The 18,914-nt window shown below is 56.6% G+C and carries 15 protein-coding genes; 9 read left to right on the top strand and 6 right to left on the bottom strand.

Features of this window, described 5'->3' with window-relative positions:
• Positions 1-8: 8 nt before the first annotated feature.
• From BR41_RS08240 to tssA, 9 genes are all read left to right on the top strand, one after another.
• Positions 9-878 (top strand): DUF6708 domain-containing protein, encoded by an 870-nt coding sequence (locus BR41_RS08240; protein ID WP_035055112.1) that lies wholly within the window; start codon positions 9-11, stop codon positions 876-878.
• Positions 879-893: 15 nt separating this feature from the next.
• Positions 894-1,766 carry a DUF6708 domain-containing protein gene (locus BR41_RS08235; protein ID WP_156970613.1) on the top strand — a complete coding sequence of 291 codons (873 nt, stop codon included), beginning with the start codon at positions 894-896 and terminating at the stop codon, positions 1,764-1,766.
• A gap of 15 nt (positions 1,767-1,781) precedes the next feature.
• Positions 1,782-2,639: a DUF6708 domain-containing protein gene (locus BR41_RS24090; RefSeq protein ID WP_156970612.1), complete on the top strand. Its 858-nt coding sequence runs from the start codon at positions 1,782-1,784 to the stop codon at positions 2,637-2,639.
• A gap of 98 nt (positions 2,640-2,737) precedes the next feature.
• On the top strand, positions 2,738-4,723 hold the full coding sequence (locus BR41_RS08230; RefSeq protein ID WP_035055106.1) for a rhomboid family intramembrane serine protease: 1,986 nt from the start codon (positions 2,738-2,740) through the stop codon (positions 4,721-4,723).
• A 54-nt stretch (positions 4,724-4,777) separates the two neighbouring features.
• A complete protein-coding gene (tssF, locus tag BR41_RS08225) occupies positions 4,778-6,634 on the top strand; it encodes a type VI secretion system baseplate subunit TssF (protein ID WP_035055104.1) in 1,857 nt (618 codons plus the stop codon).
• Positions 6,598-7,644 carry a type VI secretion system baseplate subunit TssG gene (gene tssG / locus BR41_RS08220; RefSeq protein WP_035055102.1) on the top strand — a complete coding sequence of 349 codons (1,047 nt, stop codon included), beginning with the start codon at positions 6,598-6,600 and terminating at the stop codon, positions 7,642-7,644. Before tssF ends, tssG begins: the two co-directional genes overlap by 37 nt.
• Positions 7,645-7,886: 242 nt before the next feature.
• Complete coding sequence (locus tag BR41_RS08215; protein WP_035055100.1) at positions 7,887-9,332, top strand: hypothetical protein; 1,446 nt, start codon at positions 7,887-7,889, stop codon at positions 9,330-9,332.
• Positions 9,329-9,595: a PAAR domain-containing protein gene (locus BR41_RS08210; RefSeq protein ID WP_035055098.1), complete on the top strand. Its 267-nt coding sequence runs from the start codon at positions 9,329-9,331 to the stop codon at positions 9,593-9,595. The genes BR41_RS08215 and BR41_RS08210 overlap by 4 nt, the downstream gene beginning before the upstream one ends.
• 169 nt (positions 9,596-9,764) lie before the next feature.
• The gene (gene tssA, locus BR41_RS08205) at positions 9,765-10,847 is read left to right on the top strand and encodes a type VI secretion system protein TssA (RefSeq protein ID WP_035055556.1); all 1,083 of its coding nucleotides are present in this window, start codon (positions 9,765-9,767) and stop codon (positions 10,845-10,847) included.
• 325 nt (positions 10,848-11,172) lie between these two features.
• Here the strand turns inward: tssA and tssH are convergent, their stop codons facing one another.
• The 6 genes from tssH to BR41_RS08185 all read right to left on the bottom strand — a co-directional run bounded on the left by tssH (position 11,173) and on the right by BR41_RS08185 (position 18,912).
• Positions 11,173-13,815, bottom strand: coding sequence for a type VI secretion system ATPase TssH (gene tssH, locus BR41_RS08200; RefSeq protein WP_035055096.1), 2,643 nt, complete (start codon positions 13,813-13,815; stop codon positions 11,173-11,175).
• An 86-nt stretch (positions 13,816-13,901) separates the two neighbouring features.
• Positions 13,902-14,633: a tetratricopeptide repeat protein gene (locus tag BR41_RS08195; protein WP_035055093.1), complete on the bottom strand. Its 732-nt coding sequence runs from the start codon at positions 14,631-14,633 to the stop codon at positions 13,902-13,904.
• An 83-nt stretch (positions 14,634-14,716) separates the two neighbouring features.
• Positions 14,717-15,133, bottom strand: coding sequence for a hypothetical protein (locus BR41_RS24085; RefSeq protein WP_156970611.1), 417 nt, complete (start codon positions 15,131-15,133; stop codon positions 14,717-14,719).
• Complete coding sequence (locus BR41_RS08190; RefSeq protein WP_169741271.1) at positions 15,130-16,317, bottom strand: Imm72 family immunity protein; 1,188 nt, start codon at positions 16,315-16,317, stop codon at positions 15,130-15,132. The genes BR41_RS24085 and BR41_RS08190 overlap by 4 nt, the downstream gene beginning before the upstream one ends.
• Positions 16,271-17,332, bottom strand: coding sequence for an Imm72 family immunity protein (locus tag BR41_RS23570; RefSeq protein WP_084186930.1), 1,062 nt, complete (start codon positions 17,330-17,332; stop codon positions 16,271-16,273). The genes BR41_RS08190 and BR41_RS23570 overlap by 47 nt, the downstream gene beginning before the upstream one ends.
• A complete protein-coding gene (locus BR41_RS08185; RefSeq protein WP_035055089.1) occupies positions 17,329-18,912 on the bottom strand; it encodes a hypothetical protein in 1,584 nt (527 codons plus the stop codon). The genes BR41_RS23570 and BR41_RS08185 overlap by 4 nt, the downstream gene beginning before the upstream one ends.
• Positions 18,913-18,914 lie beyond the last annotated feature (2 nt).

Here is an 18,914-nt window from a genome sequence, read left to right as displayed (position 1 = left end):
GGGCAATCATGGATTACACCGGCCTATTGATTAAATATCGTATCAATCGTCCATTAAGCGATGAGGAGCGACAAAACGCCCTACCTAAAGAGTTGCCAGCAACCTCTGAAACCCCAGGCATTGACGGCGTTCTTCACCTGTCGGACTCTTACCTGGAAATAGTAGACAAATTCTATCGTTACAAAGGATTTGCTACGCCATTCATTCTTGCTTTTATCGTGATATGCGGTGGTGCAATCGTTCTTTCAACGAAAGCAGTATTTTTCTCAAAAGTTTTTTTAATCGACATTCCTGCCATTGTTTTTATCTTGCTGGGCATAGTCGCTCCGCTGGGTGGTATTGGATGGTTAATCTGGGTGCTCGGAAAAGAGTTTTTCACCTATATCCATTTCCCAATCATCCTCAACCGTCAGAACCGGATGGTTTATGTATTTAGGCACAACGGCCCGGACGGTGTATTAGCTGTGCCTTGGGATAAATTATTTTTTTGCATCGGTAAAGCATATGGCCGTGGCCGCGGAGAGAAGTACTTCCTTAGCGTACGAGCGCATGTCGTTGATGATAACGGCATCGTGCGCGACACCTTCGATTTAGGCACATCCGCATATGAGGAAGAAATCATTCGTGTGAAATGGGAGTACTTCCGTCTCTATATGGAGCAGGGTATAAAGTCAGTGCCAGCACCACCATGCATTGTTCATGGTCGCGAAACACTGCGCGAAAGTATTGCTACCGTATCGAGCTGGTTTGGCATTCTTTTGATAGCGGTCATCTTTTTACCCGTGTTCATACTTCAGGTATTTCTACGCTACCTGGGACTTTGGACATGCAAAACACCAATGTGGCCAGCAGATGTAAAAGCTGCATGTCAGTTGTAAGGCGGCATTGAGAGCATGGACTACACAGGCCTACTTGTTAAATATCGCATTAATTGCCCACTAACCGATGAGGACCGGGAAAATGTGCTTTCAAAAACAACACCTGCAACAGCGCAGCCTCCGGGTATTGATGGTGTATTGGGCATCTCAACGTCCAGCCTTCAGATCGTAGATAAATTTCATTACTACAAAGGTTTCACACTGCCATTCACGCTACTTGGTATCGGCCTTTGCTTATGGTTCTACAGTGCGATATGGTTAATTTTTCTTGATGACAAGTGGAGAGCCGCGGCTGGCGCTGGGGCCATATGGGCGTTAGTCTTCGTTACGGCACTCGTCCTTCCCAGTGTCGGCGTTCTGCTATGGCTCGTTGGAAAAGAAAAGCGTACCTACACACACTACCCAATCATGCTGAACCGCCAAAATCGCATGGTCTACGTATTCAAACACAATGGACCAAATGGCGTATTGGCCATATCGTGGGATAAATTGTTCTTTTGTATCGGCAAAGCCTACGGACAGGCACGCGGTGAAGACTACTTCCGCTGCGTACGGGCACATGTCATCGATGAGAATGATATGGTGCGCGAAACCTTCGATTTAGGTAACTCCAACTATGACCTAGAAACTATCCGGCGCAGATGGGAATACTTCCGGCTTTATATGGAGCAAGGTATGGACGCAGTACCGCCTCCACCAAGTATTATTCGCGGCAGTGAAACCCTGATCGAAAGCTTTAGAACCGCGTCGAGTTGGTTTGGTGTTGTCTTAGCCGCAATCATCTTCTCGCCGGTGATCTTGATTCAGGCGCCAATTCGTTATCTAGCACTATTAACAAGCAAAACGCCAGTCTGGCCGGCGGACGTAAAAGCCGCATGTCAATTGTAAGGCAACACCAAGATCATGGACTACGCTCAATACCGCACCAATAGCCCATTGGGCGACGAAGATCGTCAAAACGCTCTCCCTACAACAACGCGTGCAACGAAAGCAAGCCCGATTGTAGATGGTGTCCTGCGCGTATCAGATACTTATCTGGAAATAGTGGATCAACCCTATTACAGCAAGGGAGCCAAAGCCCCTTTTATTTTCTTGTGTATCACTGCGGCATGCGTTTTTACGGCCTATCTGTCATTGACAGCATTATCTTCACGGACCGTATTGACCATTTCTGATATTGCTTTTTCATCTTTATTTTCATCCGCACCATTCATTGCCGGCATCCTCTGGCTGAGATGGGAATTTAAAAAGGGTTTATTTTCATATACCCACGCCCCTATCATTCTCAATCGCCATAACCGTACGATCTATGTATTCAAGCACAACGGATCGAATGGCGTATTAGCTGTACCATGGGACAAGTTGTTTTTTTGTATCGGTGGAATCATCATTCCCAAGCGTTACGACAACGGTTTTCGTAGTGTATTGGCAATTGTCGTCGATGACGATGGAATTGTGCGCGACGCATTCGGCTTGGGTAACACCGACCACACTATCGAATTTCTTCAACGGAAATGGGCGTACTTTCAGCTTTATATGGAAAAAGGTGTAGATGCCGTACCGCCACCACCATGCATTGTTCCTGGCCGGGAAACCTGGCGGGAAAGTTTTTCAACCGTTGTAGGATGGTTTGGCGGTGGCTGGCTAGCAATTATCTTTTCGCCCGTGATTCTGCTCCAGACAACGGCTCGTCATTTAGGATTCTTGATCAGCAAAACGCCGGAATGGCCTGCGGACGTAAAAGCAGCCTGTCAATGGTAGCATCGATTCCTAAACGAAACACATCAGCGGCTCGCCATTCAGCATTTTATTGAAATCAAAAAACTGAAATCGCCAAAGAACAACCAATAGAAATTTGAATGAAACTCAACTCAACACCCCTATTAACCATCCTGCTGCTAGCCATCAACATCGGCGTCTTCATTGCCCAGATCATCAGCGGCATCAGCCCGGTATCGCCCAGCAATATCGACCTCATCCGTTGGGGGGCCAATCTGGCACCGCTTACGCTGACTGGCGAGAGCTGGCGCCTGGTCAGCAGCATGTTCCTGCATGTCGGCATCGTACATCTGTTGTTCAATATGTCCGTGTTATTGGCTTGGGGGCCATCGGCGGAGCGCTATTTCGGCAAGTTCGGCTTTGCGGTGCTGTATCTGTTTACCGGTATTGCCAGCGGGCTGCTCAGCGCGGTTTGGCATGGTTATCACAAGGTGTCATCCATGCAATTGCTGGCCGGCCAGATCATTCAAACCACCCAGCCAGACTTGATCGTGAGTGCGGGGGCGTCTGGCGCGCTCATGGGGATTGCTGGGGCTTTTCTGGCAGCCAAGCTGTTTGGGCACCCGGATGAAGTGGATGCGCTGCAGCGGGTAGGCGGCAAGAATCTGGCCGTGGTGGTGGCGATCAACCTTGCCTACGGTTTTGCCGGATCAGGTATCGATAACGCTGCGCATATCGGCGGCCTGATTGCGGGCTTTGTATTGGGGATTGTTTTTGTCTGGTCATTCGGGCGCGGCAATACGATTCAATATTGCGTCAAAGCGGTGTTGGCAGCGCTGGCGGTGGTATTGGGCATTCAAGGCCCGGCCGCATTCGCCAGTGATGATTTGCGCGAATTGAAAACACAGCTCGTGGAAGAAATCGCCGCGCAGAAGCAAAACGACCAAGCCGAGCATGAGCAGCGTGAAGTGGAACGGCAGACGCAGTTGGCTGAACAGCATCGCGCGCAAGAGAAGCAAGCGGTGGAACAGCAGGCGCAGCGGGATGAACAGCAGCGCCCACCGAGCGTTAGCCAAGCAGAGGCGGAAGGTGTGCAGATCAGCGTTGGAGACTGGCCGCTCGCCTTCACACTCAGCGCGAATGGCAAACATCTTTATACGGCCAACAGCGGATCGAACACGGTGTCGGTCATCGATCTGGCCAGCAAGACGGTGCTCAAGACGATTGGTGATAAACCATTGACCGGAAAGCACAAGCGTTGCAAGGCAGACAACATCTCCTGCCGCGAGGTCGGGGCAGCGGGGATCGCGGTCAGCCCGGATGAAACCATCGCCTACGTTGCTGACATGCGTCAGGATGCCCTGAGCGTCGTCGATCTGCGTACCGACACGGTGATCGGTGAGATCGGGACGGGTCACTCGCCAAGCGACATTGTGCTGTCGTCCGATGGCAAGTTCGCCTATGTGCTGAATGACGTTGATCGCATGGTTGCGGTGATCGATACCGCCGCGCGCAAACATATCGCGACGCTTGAATTAGGCCAGCAAGACCTCGTTTCTTTGCCGCTTGAGCGCCCACCCACGTTGGCGTTATCCGCCGACAATCAGCGCCTGTTCGTGAGTAATCGATGGCAAAACGCGCTGGATGTGTTCGATACGGCAACGCGCCGCCTGCTCAAGCAAATCCCGTTCGATGCGGCGAACAAAGTGCAGGGTATCAAGCTCGATGCGGCAGGAAAAAAATTGTGGGCATTGGATACACACACCATTTCCATCTACGACGCGGCAACGCTGGCGCTGGAAAAAAAGCTGCCATTCTGCAGCCCCGAACCATTCTGGGTGGATGGGTTTGATATCAATACCGATGGTTCATTGATCGCGCTGACGCAAAACGAAGAGAAGCAAACGCTGTTACTCAGCCCAGCCACGCGTAAGGTTATCGGCGTGCTGCCTGCCGAGCATCGGTCCGTGGCGATTCGTTTTGTCCCGAATAGCCAGACCTTTCTGGTGCTGAATCTGGAAACCAGCAAGGTCTCATTGCAAGACGCCACCAAGACGATGGCGACCAGTGAAGCGGCTGCCCGCAATCTCAATTCGCAACGCAATGAGATCCTATGTTGGCAATAACGCCTTTGCTGCCCGCACCAAATACCCAATTAACCGCAGGCCAATAGCCCAATCATGCTCGAATCCCTCCTCCCTTATTACGAACGCGAGCTTGGTTATCTGCGCGAGTTGTCCGGCGAATTCGCCCGGCGCTATCCCAAGATTGCCGGTCGCCTGCAACTGGAAGGCGATCAGTGCGAAGACCCGCATACCGAGCGCCTGATCGAGTCGTTCGCGTTTTTGTCGGCGCGGATTCACCGCAAGCTGGATGATGAATATCCGGAAATCTCGTCGAGTTTTCTGGAAGTGCTTTATCCGCACTATCTGCGGCCGATTCCCGCCTCGACCATCGTGCAATTCGAGTGCGATCCGCAGCGGCCGGAAATTGCCAAGCGCTATACAGTGGAGCGCGAGCATCCGGTCCACGCGCCGGCGATTCAAGGCACGGTTTGCAAGTTCCGCAGCTGCTATCCGGTCGATTTGTATCCGCTGTCGCTCACGGCAGCGCGGCTTGAGCTGACCAGTGGTTCGGGACATCTGCGCCGTCTTGCGCCCGATTCGGCGGCGGTGTTGACGCTGGAATTGCAAACGCATGGCGAGCTGGATATCTCCGCCATCGAGCTGGATAAGCTGCGCTTTTTCCTGGATGGCGAGCCGGCGCTAATGCACCTGATCTACGAGCTGCTGCTGTCAAAAACGCAGCGCGTGCGCGTGGGTGATGGCAGCGATGATCCGATCCGCACGCGAGAGCTGCCTGCCAATGCGATCCAGCCAGTGGGCTTTGGCCGGGACGAGGGCATGTTGGAGTACGACGAACGTTCCTTCCTTGGCTACCGGCTGCTCACTGAATATTTCAGCTTTCCGGATAAATTCCTGTTCGTCGATTTCACCCGGCTGGGCGAGGTCGCGCCGCGGCTGGTGGGCAACAAGCTGGTGATCCAGATTCTGCTGTCCAGCTACCCGGAGACCGAACGCCACGCCCGTTTGCTCAACAACTTGGCGCCGACGCATTTCAAGCTCGGCTGCACGCCGATCGTCAACATGTTCACCCAGGCCGGCGAGCCGATTCGCGTCACGCACCAGAAAGCGTCGTACCCGGTGGTGACCGATAGCCGCAAGCAGCACGCGTATGAAGTGATCCAGATCAAGCGCGTGGTGCGGGTGGAAAAAACCGGTAATGACGAGCGCAGCGACGAGGTGTTGCCGTTCTACGCCATCCGCCACGGCAGCGATCAGGATGCGCCGCGCTTTTACTGGCATGCCAGCCGCGAGGCGTCCGCCCGGCAAGACGACAAGGGCACCGATCTGGAGCTGCATCTGGTCGATCTCGACTTCAACCCGGTGCGCCCGGCGGCGGAAATCCTCAGCATGGATTTGCTGTGCAGCAACCGCGATCTGCCCGAGCAGATTCCGTTCGGCGGCAGCCAGGCCGGCTCGCATACCGATTTCTCGCTGCCCGGCCACGCGGTGGTGAAGCGGGTGCGGCTGCTGCGCAAACCGACCACCAGCCTGCGTCCGCCACAACGGCGCGGCTTGCAATGGCGGCTGATTTCGCATCTGTCGCTCAACTATTTGTCACTGGTGGACGGCGGCAAGGGCGCGCTGCAAGAGATGCTGGCGCTGTACAACCTGACCGATTCGCCGGTCACCAACCGGCAGATTCAAGGCATCGTCGGCATCAAGAGCCAGCCCTCGGTCACGCGCGTGGCCAGCCGGGATTTCGCCGGTTTCGTGCGCGGCACCGAGATCGTGCTGTCGCTGGATGAAGACTATTACGTCGGCGGCAGCCTCTATCTGTTCGCGAGTGTGTTGGAGCGCTTCTTTGCCCTCTATTGCGCGCCCAACAGCTTCACCAAACTGCGCGTGACCAGCGCCCAACACGAGGAGGTAGCGACATGGCCAGCACGCAGCGGCGAAGCCCTCGTGATCTGATTCAGGAGCTGGAACAAGGCGCGCCGCAGTTCGGTTTTTTCCAGAGCGTGCGGCTGTTGTCGCTCGCCGCGAAAAAGCGCGGTGAAAAACGCGGGCCGCTGCCAGCGAAGCTGCGCTTTCGCACGCTGACCAGCTTGTCATTCCCGGCCAGTGAGCTGGTGCGTTATCAGCCGGTAGATGAAGAAGCGCTCGGCATGGCCGAAGCCCGCGACGAGATGACCGTGGCCTTCATGGGCCTCACCGGGCCGTCCGGTGTGCTGCCGAACAGCTACACCGAGCTGCTGATCGAGCGCCGGCATTTCCATCGCGATACCGGGTTGCACGCGTTTCTCGATCTGTTCAGCCACCGCTCGATGTCGCTGTTCTATAGCGCGTGGCGCAAGTACCGCTATTGGTTGGCGGTGGAGGGCGGCGAGCAGGATGGCTTCACTCGTTACCTGTTGGATTTGTCCGGCCTCGGTTTGGCACGGCTGCGCGAACGGCTTGGCACGGACGATACCGCGGGCGTCGATGAAGGCTTGTTCATCCACTACGCCGGGCTGCTGTCGCAAAAGCCATTGTCTGGTCAGGCGCTGGTGACCTTGATCGAAGGTTTTTTCAGTGTGCGCGCCGAGATCGAGCAATTCGTCGGCCAGTGGATCGAGCTGCCGGCCAGCGAGCAAACCCAGCTGGGCGCAGTCGGCTGCGAGCTGGGTTTCTCCGCTTTCGCCGGCGACCGGATCTGGGATCGGCAGACCAAGATGCAGCTCAAACTCGGCCCGATGCGGCGCAAGCAATTCGACCATCTGTTGCCCGGTCAGGCCGGTGCATCGGCCCTCAAGGCGCTGATGCAATTCGCGCTCGGCCAAGGCTTGGCGTGCGATGTGACGATGGTGCTGGATCGGCGCGATGTGCCCAAGCCCCTCGTCGCCGCCGATGCCATGCCACTGCGGCTGGGCGGCAACGTCTGGCTGAATAGCACGCCGCCCAAGGCGCACCCGGATCAGATGTGTTATCGGCTGCTGCAGTGAGGTTATCTCTTGAATGCTATTCCCCCCTTTTTGAAGGGGGGCTAGGGGGGATTTCTGCGGCATCTCAAGTTGTGATGATGTCGAAATCCCCCTCAATCCCCTATGCCTGGACGAATCAAAAGATTCGCACGACACAAAAGGGGGAAGTAAAACCCGGATCGCCTCAAATTGGCCGCTAGAGAGACTTTTAGAAACACCGATCTTCACTCACAAAAAACCATCCTCAGCATTGGATTACGCGCATGTTTCTTAACCTTTTTTTCTTTGGCGGGCTGACGGCGGCCTGGTGGGCACTGGTGTGGTTTGTGCTGCCGGTGGATTTGCGCCGGCTGAGCGTGCCCACGCTGATCTCCCTGCATATCCTGGTGCCCATCATCCTGATGACGGTCGTGGTGCTGTGGCGGCGCTGGCGGGAGAAACGTGCGGCAGTTGCAGCCCAAGCGGCCATCGATGCCCAAGCCGCCGAACAAGCCGCGCGGATCAAGGCAGCGCGAGAGACGCATGAAGCCGAGCTGCAAGCCAGACGCGTGCATCTGGATTGCCGTGGCGTCTGGCTGGCCAGCACCGCCCCGGTGCCCGCTTGGTATGACGACGCGCAACCGCATTGCATCGTGCTCGAAAGCGATGCCGCCGAAGCGCAAGGCGCGGGCTGGCAACCGGCACTGTCCGCCCCGCTGCAACAGACCTTCGAGCAACTGTTCAGCGCCACCCCAGCCGCCGCCTGGCTGCCGGTTTACCTGTTACCGAGCCAGAAGCAGGATGGCGTCACCCAGATCGAGCTGGTGAAGACCGCTTGGCAAGCCGCGATTGCCAACACCGCCGTGACACGGGCCCCCGCGCAGCCCGATTGCAAGTTCCTGCCCGGCAGCGGCCCGATTCCGGATCGGCTGCTGGCCTTGTTCGGCAACGATCCCGGCCTGCCCGCCGCGCTGTTGCTGGGTTGCGATTCGCCGCTAGGGCTGGCCGAACCAGCCGATGAATTTAGCGATGAGCCCTCTCAGGCCGAACGCGACTACCAACGCTGGCATGGCAAGCCGGGGCAGGCGGTTGCCATCAGCCTGTTCAGCCGGCCGGGGCTGGCGACGACTTATGCTGACGAGCTGCCGGCCAGCCCGGGCGCCGATCCTTACCAACCGTATTGGGAGCAGCAACACGGGCGCGAAGCCGCACAAGTCGCCTGGGGCCGCGTGCCGCCAGTGCTGCAAGCCGGCCTGTTGGAACTGGCCCCGGTCGCCGCACTGTTCGGGGCCAAGCAGCTTTATAAAGCCGATGGCTTGGGCAAAGGCAATGCGCTGACGCGGCAAATCCAGACCACGCTGGAAGCCGCGCTGATCAATGCCCGCCTGCGCGATCTGCCGTTCGATCCGCCACCGGCCGATACGGAACCGCCAACACCGGAAATCGGCTGGCTGGTGCACAACAGCGGCGGCGTGGATTGCGGCGGTGGCCGGCTGGCCGCCATTGCCAGTGCCTTGAGCTATTTCGGCTGCGAACTCAATCCGATCGATGAAGCGAGCAATCTGGTCGTCGAGCAACAGGATGTCGGCGCGGCCCGCGCAGCCCTCTCGCTGGCCGTTGCGGCGATGCGGGTCGCCGCGCTGCAAAGCCCGGTGGTCACGGCCGACTTCGACGGTCAGGACACCTTGAATGTGTGCGTACTTACCCCAGCCATGGAGGCTTCAGCATGAAAAAAGTAGTTCGATTGGGTGACTCGACCAGCCATGGCGGCACCGTGGTCAGCGCATCCCCCAGCACCACTGTCATGGGCAAGCCCGTGGCACGTCTGGGCGATACCGTCACCTGCCCGATGCCCGGCCACGGCACCAACAGCATCGTCGAAGCCGAACCGACCTGGACGGTGGATGGCGGCGTGGCAGTGGCGCTGGATGGGCACAAGACCGCTTGCGGCGCTGCGCTGATTTCGAGCGCGCCGAGCACGGATAAAGGCTAGCCCCCGCCAAAGGCCTTCTCCCCTCTCCCACGTGTGGGAGAGGGGCGGGGGAGAGGGTGCAGTTGTAGCCGCAGATTGGTCTCCCCTCACCCTAACCCTCTCCCACAAGTGGGAGAGGGAACAGGTACCGGATAGGCGCTAACACAGGAATCACAAAATGGATCAAGCCATGCAAGACAGACTCGAACAACTGCTCGCCCCGGTGAGCGCAGAGCGGCCAGCCGGTGAAGACCTTGGCTACTCGCCGCTGTTTGACCAGATTCGCGAAGCCCGCCGCGCCGACGACCCTGCGCTGGCCCTCGGCGATTGGGCGGTTTCCGTCAAAAGCGCGGAATGGCCGAAAGCCAAAAAGCTGGCCGAAGACGCCCTGATCAGCAAGAGCAAGGATTTGCAGTTGGCGGTCTGGTATGGCGAAGCGCTCGCCAAGACCGAAGGCTTCACCGGGGTGACGTTTGGCCTGCGCGTGGCCGCCGGCCTGCTGGATCGTTACTGGGAAAGCGCCTATCCCGAACTCGACCCGGACGATCTGGACGAGCGCGTCGGCAAGCTGGAATGGCTGAACACGCAATTGGGCCAAGCCATCCGCCAGATTCCGCTGACCGCGCAGCAACACGGTGGGTATGACTGGTATCGCTGGCAGGAATCCCGCGATGTGGAAAACCTGGGCCGCAAAGACCCGGAATCACGCGAGAAAGCGATGGCCGAGGGCAAGCTCTCTGGTGAGCAGTTCGACAAGAGCGCGCTGCACTCCGGCTTGGCTTTCTACCTCAAGCTCTCCGCCGATGTGGCCGAAGCACGCGATGCTTATGCTGAATTCGACGCGAAGAACGACGAACGCTTTGGTCATGCCGCCGCCAACGTATCCGAAATCCGCGCCGCGCTGAACGCTTACAGTGAAGTAGTGAACGGCCTGCTGGAGCAATGCGGCGGTCGCCCCGGTGAAGCCAGCGTTACATCAGCTGAAAAAACCGCCGCGCCGGAAGCCGACGCGCACGCACCTGCTGCCGCAACTTCAGCCGCCGCGCCCGCCGTGAGCGGCGGCCCGGTCCGCAACCGCGCCGATGCGGTTCGCCAACTGCGTGAAGTAGCGCATTACTTCCGCACCAGCGAACCCCACAGCCCCGTCGCCCTGCTGGCCGAACGGGCAGCACGCTGGGCAGAAATGCCGCTGGAAGAATGGCTGCAAGCGGTGATCAAGGATGATTCGACGCTGGGGCAGCTGAAGGAGCTGCTGGATATTCGGCGGGAGTGATTTGCTCCGTGCATTCGTGCCAACGCCCGCTGCTGCGGGCGTTGGCATTTTTTGTCTCCACCCAACACGTTCTCACACAATGGCAGCAGCGGGTTTCTCCCCTCTCCCACCAATAGCTGAGCAAGGCTAAAGCCTTGCACGCGAGGGCGAGGGGACTAAAAGCGCTTCGTAGGATGGATTGAGCGTGAGCGATACCCATCAGCGACATGACGCCTTGCCACGATGGGTATCGCTCACGCTCAAGCCATTCTACAAAACCTCCGCCAACAACAAGGCCCGCATCAGCGGGTCTTGTTGTGTCTGCCTTACCTCAAAACACGCGGCATCAAGTCAACTTCACCTTCAACTCATCGCCCTTGATAGTCACCACAATCTTCTTCACCGGCTTGCCAGCCGCCATCCGGTCCAGCAGATCGGCGGAAATCCGCGCCAGCACCGTGCGGGTGAGGATGGCATCGGCATCGCGCGCGCCGCTGTCCACGTCGTAGCAGCGGTTCGTCACCAGTTCGACCAGCTCATCCGGGAACTCGACCTTGGCACCGTGGTTGATTTCAATGCGGCGGCGGATCTTGTCCAGCTTGAGCGCAACGATCTTCTTCAGCACATCGTCACTGACCGGGAAGTACGGCACCACGGTCAGGCGGCCGAGGAAGGCGGGTTTGAATACTTTCTGCAGCGTGGGGCGCAGGATTTCCACCAGATCGTCGGCGGTCGGATCACGTGGCTCGTCGCCCTCGGCCGGCGTTACACCATGATCCACCGCCCGCATCACCAGATCGGTGCCGGCGTTGGAGGTGAGCAGGATGATGGTGTTCTTGAAATCGACCTCGCGGCCTTCGGAGTCTTCCAGCAAGCCCTTGTCGAACACCTGGAAGAACAACTCCATCACATCCGGGTGGGCCTTTTCGACCTCATCGAGCAGCACTACCGAATACGGTTTGCGCCGCACCGCCTCGGTCAGCACGCCGCCTTCGCCATAGCCCACATAGCCGGGCGGCGAGCCCTTCAGACCAGAGACGCTATGCGCCTCCTGGTATTCGGACATATTGATGGTGATCAGATTGCGCTCGCCGCCGTAGAGCGACTCCGCTAGCGCCAGCGCCGTTTCCGTCTTGCCGACGCCGGACGGGCCGACCAGCATGAACACGCCCTTGGGCTTGCCGGGGTCTTCCAGATTGGCCTTGGCGATCTGCACACGCTCGGCGATCTGCGCCAGCGCGTGGTCTTGGCCGATCACCCGTTCCGCCAGCAGGCCGGCGAGTTTCTGCACCTGCGCCAGCTCGTTGTTGACCATGCGGCCGAGCGGAATGCCGGTCCAGCCGGAGATCACATCGGCGATCACGTTTTCATCCACGCATTCGAATGCCAGCGGCAAGGTTTTGTGCAGTTCACGCAGCTCGTTGCGCTTTGCCTGCAGCGGGCTCGGCTTCTTGCCCTTGGCTGGCTTGGCTTCGCTGACCTTTTTGCGCAGCTCGTCGATCTCGTCGACCAGCTTCTTTTGTGTGTCCCACGCGGCATGCAACTTGGCCAGATCGCCTTCCAGATCGGCGCGCTGCGCTTCGAGTTCGCTAATGCGCTCACCGTGGCCTTCTTCGCGGCCCAATGCCGCGAGTTCGCGATCAATATTGGCGATCAGCGCCTCCACGTCTTCCACCGGGCCGGGGCGGCCGGCGCGCGACAAGGCGACGCGGGCGCAGGCGGTATCGAGCACGCTGATCGCCTTGTCCGGCAATTGGCGGCCGACGATGTAACGGCTGGACAAATTGACCGCCGCAGTCACGGCCTCGTTGAGGATGTCGACCTTGTGGTGCACCGCCATCGCCTCGGCCACGCCGCGCACCATCTGCACGGCGATTTCCGGGGCCGGCTCATCGACCTTCACCACCTGGAAACGACGCGCCAGTGCGGCGTCTTTCTCGAAATACTTTTTGTATTCGGCCCACGTGGTTGCCGCGACGGTGCGCAGCTCCCCCCGCGCCAAGGCCGGCTTGAGCAAATTGGCCGCATCGTTCTGACCCGCCTGACCACCTGCGCCGATCATGGTGTGAGCCTCATCGATGAACAGAATGATCGGGGTCGGGCTGGCTTTCACCTCGTCGATCACCTGGCGCAGCCGGTTCTCGAATTCGCCCTTCACGCTCGCACCGGCCTGCAGCAAGCCCAGATCAAGCGTACGCACGGTAATGCCCAGCAAGGCTGGCGGTACTTCACCGCGCACGATCTTGAGCGCCAGCCCTTCCACCACCGCGGTTTTACCCACGCCCGGCTCACCGGTGAGGATCGGGTTGTTCTGGCGGCGGCGCAGCAGGATGTCGGTCATCTGGCGGATTTCGCCATCGCGCCCCAGCACCGGGTCGATCTTGCCGGCGCGGGCTTGGGCGGTGAGATCAATGGTGTATTTATCCAGCCCCGGCGTGCCGCGTTTGCTGGTCGCTTGCGGTGCGGGTGCGGTTTCAGTGGCCTCCGCCGTACCCGTCGGCACGCCGTTGCTGTCCTCGCCGCCATGCCGACGCAATGCCGCATAACCGCTGCGCAGCGCCTTGATATCCAGTTTGGCTAACGGCGATGCGGCACCGTTGAGCGAGCTGCGCAACGCGTCATCCCCGACCAGCGCCAGCAGCAGATCAAGGCTGGAGATGCTGTCTTCGCCACACTCCGCCCCGGCGATCAGCCAGGCTTTTTCCAGCCACTTCGGCACCCAGCCGGACAACACCGGATTGCGCGTATTGCCGGTCTTGAATTGCGCCAACGCATCATCCAGCTCCCGCTCCAGACTGCTGACCGGCACGCCGCCAGCTCGCAACGCAGCGCTGAAGGCGTTATCGGTCTGATCCAGCAAGGCCAGCAGCACGTGCTCGATTTCCACTTCGAAATGCGTGCGGGCAACAGCGCGGCTGGCTGCGTCTTCAACCGCGCTGCGGGCAGTGGGGGTCAACTTGCCGACGAGGGCCTTGAGTGGGGTGGACATCGGTTTTTTTCCGTTATGACGTTATTGGGTATGGCGAATCGAAACGATTGAACGATTGGATTTGCTTGGACTGGATTGGCGCGGGATCAAGACACGGGTGAATCGATAGGCGCGGCTTGCTGATCCAGCCAATTGCGCACCATCGCCCCGCCATCCTCATCCAGCTCCGGGATCATTTGTTCAAACCACGCTTTGAATTCTGCCGGCGGCAAGATCGCCGCGATCATCGGGCCGCTGTTTTCAAGGAAAGTGGATAGAAATGGCACGCCACGCAGATAGAGAAAGGTATCGTCGGTAATCCCCACATGCCGATACAAATCGCGCATCCATTCGAGATAAGGTAACGCGGCTTGTACGTGACCGCTTTGATTGCATGCCGAGATGAAATTGGTCGTTGCCGAAACAAGCGGGAACGACGGCGTTTTTTCATCGATTTCGCGGTATTTGGCAAACCACGCCTCGCCACGCGCAACCTCGCCGCACATCACCGAAGCCGATGCCAATTGCAAAGCATTGTGGGAGGTCGGCTCCAGCTCAAAAAGTGCCAGCCAGTCATTGAATGCGGCTGGCCAATCCTGCAATCGGCTTTTTGCCAATGCGCCCAGGCGGAAAGCATCTGCGCAGACATCGGCACGTGCAGAATCAAGAAACGGTGCGGCCAAACGAATGGCCTCTTCCAGCTGGCCGTTTTGCAAGGCAGCGATTGGCTCGGCTAATAGGGTGTCCGCATCGACGTCGGACTCCACGTTAGCGGCTGCGGAGATGCGTTCTGGTGATTGCTCAGATTTGTTCTTGAAGAGATTTGACCAAAAACCCATTGGTTTTCCTTGGTTGTAGCTGGGCATTACCCTATGCAGCGTGGCACAACGAATACATTGAACCGAGGGCGCGTGAGCGCTTTTTATTTGATTTTGTGGACTTCCATGACACCGGACATTGGATCATAGTAAAAGTAATCATTTTTCTGTGTTTTTAAACTGCGTTCCATTTTTCTGGCTTTGCTTGGCACATAGCACAGGACAAGCTCACCGGCACCGATGCATTGTGCTTGCGTATATGAGGTTGATTTCCACCACATCTTCTCCCAAAAGCCTTTTCTATCGGCCTCTGAGAGTAACTTCACAGCTTGATTGGAATGATCGCCATGCCTGTATAGATTGAATGATCGGCCATTCTGGGTAACCATCCAGACGGGAGTCTGTGCATTCTCTGTCGCATCATGACCAAATGTACCCAGCAAATCATTGGCACAAGCTACAACTGATACGCTGAGAAACAGACTGGATATACACAAGGCCTTGTAATTCAAATTTCTCATTGCGTCGTTTGGTCCGTATCCCAGTACCAGATTGTTGCACCGTAGCTTGATTCAGGATAATCAGGCATCAATTCACCACGCTCATACTTGCGACGCGAGTCTTGCCTGGCAGGGGTGTACCAGAACCCTGCCTGTGGGCAGGAGTGGTTACCCTCCACCCGCGTTATTGAAGGCTGGGTGCGTGATGCGTGCGTATCTTCTTGGTTCTCTTGGCCAAAATCTGAATCAAGATATTCAGACTCGTCCGGAACCTGGCAATCAAGGTAACGACGATCTTCCCAAACGAGCTGCCATGTCATTGGGAGTACAAACTCCTTGTGCATGGCTCGACGCTCGGGGTCTCTCACCCACGGTGCATTGGCCCCTTTCAGGAAATAATTCAGGGCATCCGTTTTTCCTGATGGATGGTTCGAAAAGACAGGCTCCCAAATACCATCGCAAGGTAAACGCTCGCCGCTCTTCACGGTGATATTGCTTAGCTCTGGCGTGGCTGGGCAATTCAGAGGGGCATAGCCGAAACGCAACAAGCCCGTTGTGCGGTCCGTGGAATCAATTTCAGCATCCATTTCGCTAAAGTATTCACCGCAAAATGCCGGGGGCTTGTCATTGCCATAATATTTCATGGCAGTTGGCTCTCTAACTAACGAAACGCCTGCCAGGCTTGCCTGTTCCTTTAGCAAACGTAATTGCTCCAAGCGTGGCGTCCAATCATCGTAACGCGGCTGGCCTCGCTCTCCGCCAAATAACTCATTCGATTCTTTCGAAGTGATGCTTTCCATCGCCCTGAACGAGGCTGACTCTGCTTTGGATAAGTACCCGTCCTCCCAATCGCGCCATACCGTGCGGTTACCTTGCTTGAGCAGTGCCAAACCTTGGGCGTATAGCTCCTGCGCTTCATAAGCGAAGTGCAGGTTAAATTCAGGAGGTGCCTCACCTGCTGGCCAATTTGCAACGGCGTCTTCATAGGCTTTGACGAATACATCGAAGGCGTTGGCATGGTGTTCCCATACCGTATAGCTAGACCATTTTTTTAACAACCAGAAAAGGCGTCTACGCCCGCGTTCCATGCCTTCTGGCATGATCGAAAATGCCCACTCTTTAATCGGTAGCGGCGATTGCCTATCAATAAAGAGGTTCTTAATCTGTCTCTTGATTTGCATCCCAATACCAAATCGTTGCGCCATAGTTTGATTCTGAAAATACCGGCATGTTTTGGTTCTTTTCAAAGCGTTGACGACTATCCTGCTTGGCCGGTGTATACCAAAAACCGGTACGCGGGCAAGGCCGATTGCCTTCAACGCGGCCGGTAAGCGCCTCATCAGGCAAGGTGGCGGTTGCCGATTCAGGCTCATCTAAGGTCGGACTCAAATACTCCAGCTCGTCTGGGATTTTGCCGTCTTGATAGCGGGTGTCTTCCCAAACCAAGCGCCAAGTCACTGGCAGAACAAACTGTTTACCGGGTACGTATCCCTTGCTTGGGTCATTCACCCAAGGCGCAACGGTTTTTTTCAGAAAATAGTTAAGCCGATCCGTTTTTCCAGCTGGCTGTTCAGGTAATGCAAGCTCCCAAATGCCATCGACAGGAATGGATTCGCCGCTTTCTATCAGTATTCCTGATACTGCAGGGGCTGCCGGGCATAGCGCTGGTGTGAAACCGATACTAGGGGCATCTTCATCGAGAATGGCGTTAACGTCATAATCACCAAGCCCATATGCGGCCGTTGGTTTGGCGTCAGAGGCTGGCTGAGGCTCGTAAACCAGAATGCCTCCAAGTGGTGATACCTGTTCCTTTAGAAGGCGTAATTGCTCCAAACGGGGTGTCCAGCTGTCATACCGGGGCGTTCCCCTTTCCCCTCCGTCATATCGATTGATTTCCTCAGAAGTAATGCTTTCTGTTGCCCGCAAGACCGCAAAGGCTGCGTGGCCAAGGTAGCCGTCTTCCCGATTGCGCCATACGGTGCGATCACCAAGCTTTAGCGCAGCCAAACCCTGCGGATACAGTTCCTGCGCTTCGTAGGCAAAACGCAGATTTCTTTCGGGTGGCGCTTCGCCTTCCGGCCAATTAGCGACGGCTTCTTCATATGCTTTGACAAAAGCATCAAACACGGTCGCGTAATGTTCCCAAACCGTATAACTTGACCATTTTTTGAGCAGCCAAAATCGCCGTCTCCGGCCTCGTTCCATATTATTCATATTCATTTGCCTTGCTGACTCGGCTGACCGGCTTGGTTCGCAACACGTGCGCCGGCGGTAATCGGGTGATTACTCAATTTTGATTTAACTTCGTCCACTTCAAGTCGTCGTGTCTCTTGTGCGTATTTCGATACGTCTTCACCAGAGGCTGCATAACCATGCTTACCTTCCACATCTACCCACCCGGTGGCCTTGACTTCAATCTTTACGCCCATCACTTCTGCGGTACCTCCGCCTTTCCCTGCTTTTGCAGCTTCACCAAGCTCCTTGATTGCCGCTTCCAGCTTTGCTGGAAACCCGCCAATACCCACTTGATGCCCACCGCCTTCCAAATATTGCGATCGGATATGGTCACCAAATTGCTCTGATACTTGGCCGAACCAACCTTTGAGTGCGACCTCAAGTTCATGTTCTTTCTTGATAATGGAGGCAGATGGAAATGTGACCAAGACAATAAGGCCATTCCCATTCCATTCGTCCAATACTGCATAAGGGCCACGCCATGCTTCACCGCTAGCTGGCATATGACCTACGCCCCAAAAATACCCTTGCGCATTCGTTGGATGAGGCGCAAGTTTGCTCCCGGTTCCAAAACTTCGAAAGATTGTCTTGCCAGCAAAATCTTCAGCGGCCCAAGCATCAATTTTTCCGGAGAAGGTGCTCAGGGGTTTGTAATATGTAGTATTTCCATACCCCGGATGTAGCTCCGCTTTTCGCAACAAATCAGGCCAGCCTTGCGCTATCTTTTTTTGATCGAAAAGGCTTGCTAATTGAGCCGCTTTTTCCGGGTTGTTAACTGCGCTCACTAAATTTTGTGGATATTTGCCCGCCTTAATAGCTGCTCTCACTTCCTTTTCGATCAAGTGAGCTTCTACTTCGCGAGTCAGCTGTTTCTCACCCGTAGCGAGCATGTGTATTTCGCCCTTGTAGAGCATGCCCTGCAGTACTTTCAGCTTGGTATGGAATTCCTTCAAGCCTTCCGGAATATATTTGGCCCCAAGATCACGCAACATCAGCATGCCATCGCGAATACTGATTAGCACGTTGCGCAGTCTATCCGGCAGCATCTTACCAATTCTGGCTTTCAGTATTTCTCCAATAGCAGTGGAGATGCTTTCACAAAAGCCTTTGAATTTGGCGACCAGCTCTTTTTCATACTTCAGGACTTCGAGCTCTTTCAGCCATTTCACGGCATTGCCGTGGCCCATGCGATTCAGAAAACCAATGATTTCAGCCAGAATCTTGTGGTTCTCCGCGACATCTTTGCCTACGCGCATGGCGAGGCGGCCGACCCCCTTGATGACGCCGCCGGCAACAGGAATCAGTGCGAAGATCAAGATCGTGAGCAGCACCCACTCCATGACCTGAGTGCGTCGAGCCGGCTCACGCACGAGGCGGATACTCACGGCCAGCAAATCGCGCGCCGCGGTCACGTCGCCCACGAGTGGAATCATTCCGATAGCGGCATCGACAATGACCTGCGTCGTAGTTTGGCGCTCATTGAAGGCACCTTGCACGGTCCCCCAAATGGCATCGCCAATGTCCATGCCCCATTTTTTGAGCGTAGCAGTGCTGACATCCGACATGC

The sequence above is a fragment of the Andreprevotia chitinilytica DSM 18519 genome, from assembly GCF_000711875.1.
Classification (GTDB): domain Bacteria; phylum Pseudomonadota; class Gammaproteobacteria; order Burkholderiales; family Chitinibacteraceae; genus Andreprevotia; species Andreprevotia chitinilytica.
This window is presented reverse-complemented; position numbering and strand designations above follow the sequence as displayed.

Coding starts and splice junctions, on each gene's coding strand:
- BR41_RS08240 (WP_035055112.1), top strand. CDS start 9: ATGGATTACACCGGCCTATTGATTAAATATCGTATCAATCGTCCATTA.
- BR41_RS08235 (WP_156970613.1), top strand. CDS start 894: ATGGACTACACAGGCCTACTTGTTAAATATCGCATTAATTGCCCACTA.
- BR41_RS24090 (WP_156970612.1), top strand. CDS start 1,782: ATGGACTACGCTCAATACCGCACCAATAGCCCATTGGGCGACGAAGAT.
- BR41_RS08230 (WP_035055106.1), top strand. CDS start 2,738: ATGAAACTCAACTCAACACCCCTATTAACCATCCTGCTGCTAGCCATC.
- tssF (WP_035055104.1), top strand. CDS start 4,778: ATGCTCGAATCCCTCCTCCCTTATTACGAACGCGAGCTTGGTTATCTG.
- tssG (WP_035055102.1), top strand. CDS start 6,598: ATGGCCAGCACGCAGCGGCGAAGCCCTCGTGATCTGATTCAGGAGCTG.
- BR41_RS08215 (WP_035055100.1), top strand. CDS start 7,887: ATGTTTCTTAACCTTTTTTTCTTTGGCGGGCTGACGGCGGCCTGGTGG.
- BR41_RS08210 (WP_035055098.1), top strand. CDS start 9,329: ATGAAAAAAGTAGTTCGATTGGGTGACTCGACCAGCCATGGCGGCACC.
- tssA (WP_035055556.1), top strand. CDS start 9,765: ATGCAAGACAGACTCGAACAACTGCTCGCCCCGGTGAGCGCAGAGCGG.
- tssH (WP_035055096.1), bottom strand. CDS start 13,815: ATGTCCACCCCACTCAAGGCCCTCGTCGGCAAGTTGACCCCCACTGCC.
- BR41_RS08195 (WP_035055093.1), bottom strand. CDS start 14,633: ATGGGTTTTTGGTCAAATCTCTTCAAGAACAAATCTGAGCAATCACCA.
- BR41_RS24085 (WP_156970611.1), bottom strand. CDS start 15,133: ATGAGAAATTTGAATTACAAGGCCTTGTGTATATCCAGTCTGTTTCTC.
- BR41_RS08190 (WP_169741271.1), bottom strand. CDS start 16,317: ATGGCGCAACGATTTGGTATTGGGATGCAAATCAAGAGACAGATTAAG.
- BR41_RS23570 (WP_084186930.1), bottom strand. CDS start 17,332: ATGAATATGAATAATATGGAACGAGGCCGGAGACGGCGATTTTGGCTG.
- BR41_RS08185 (WP_035055089.1), bottom strand. CDS start 18,912: ATGTCGGATGTCAGCACTGCTACGCTCAAAAAATGGGGCATGGACATT.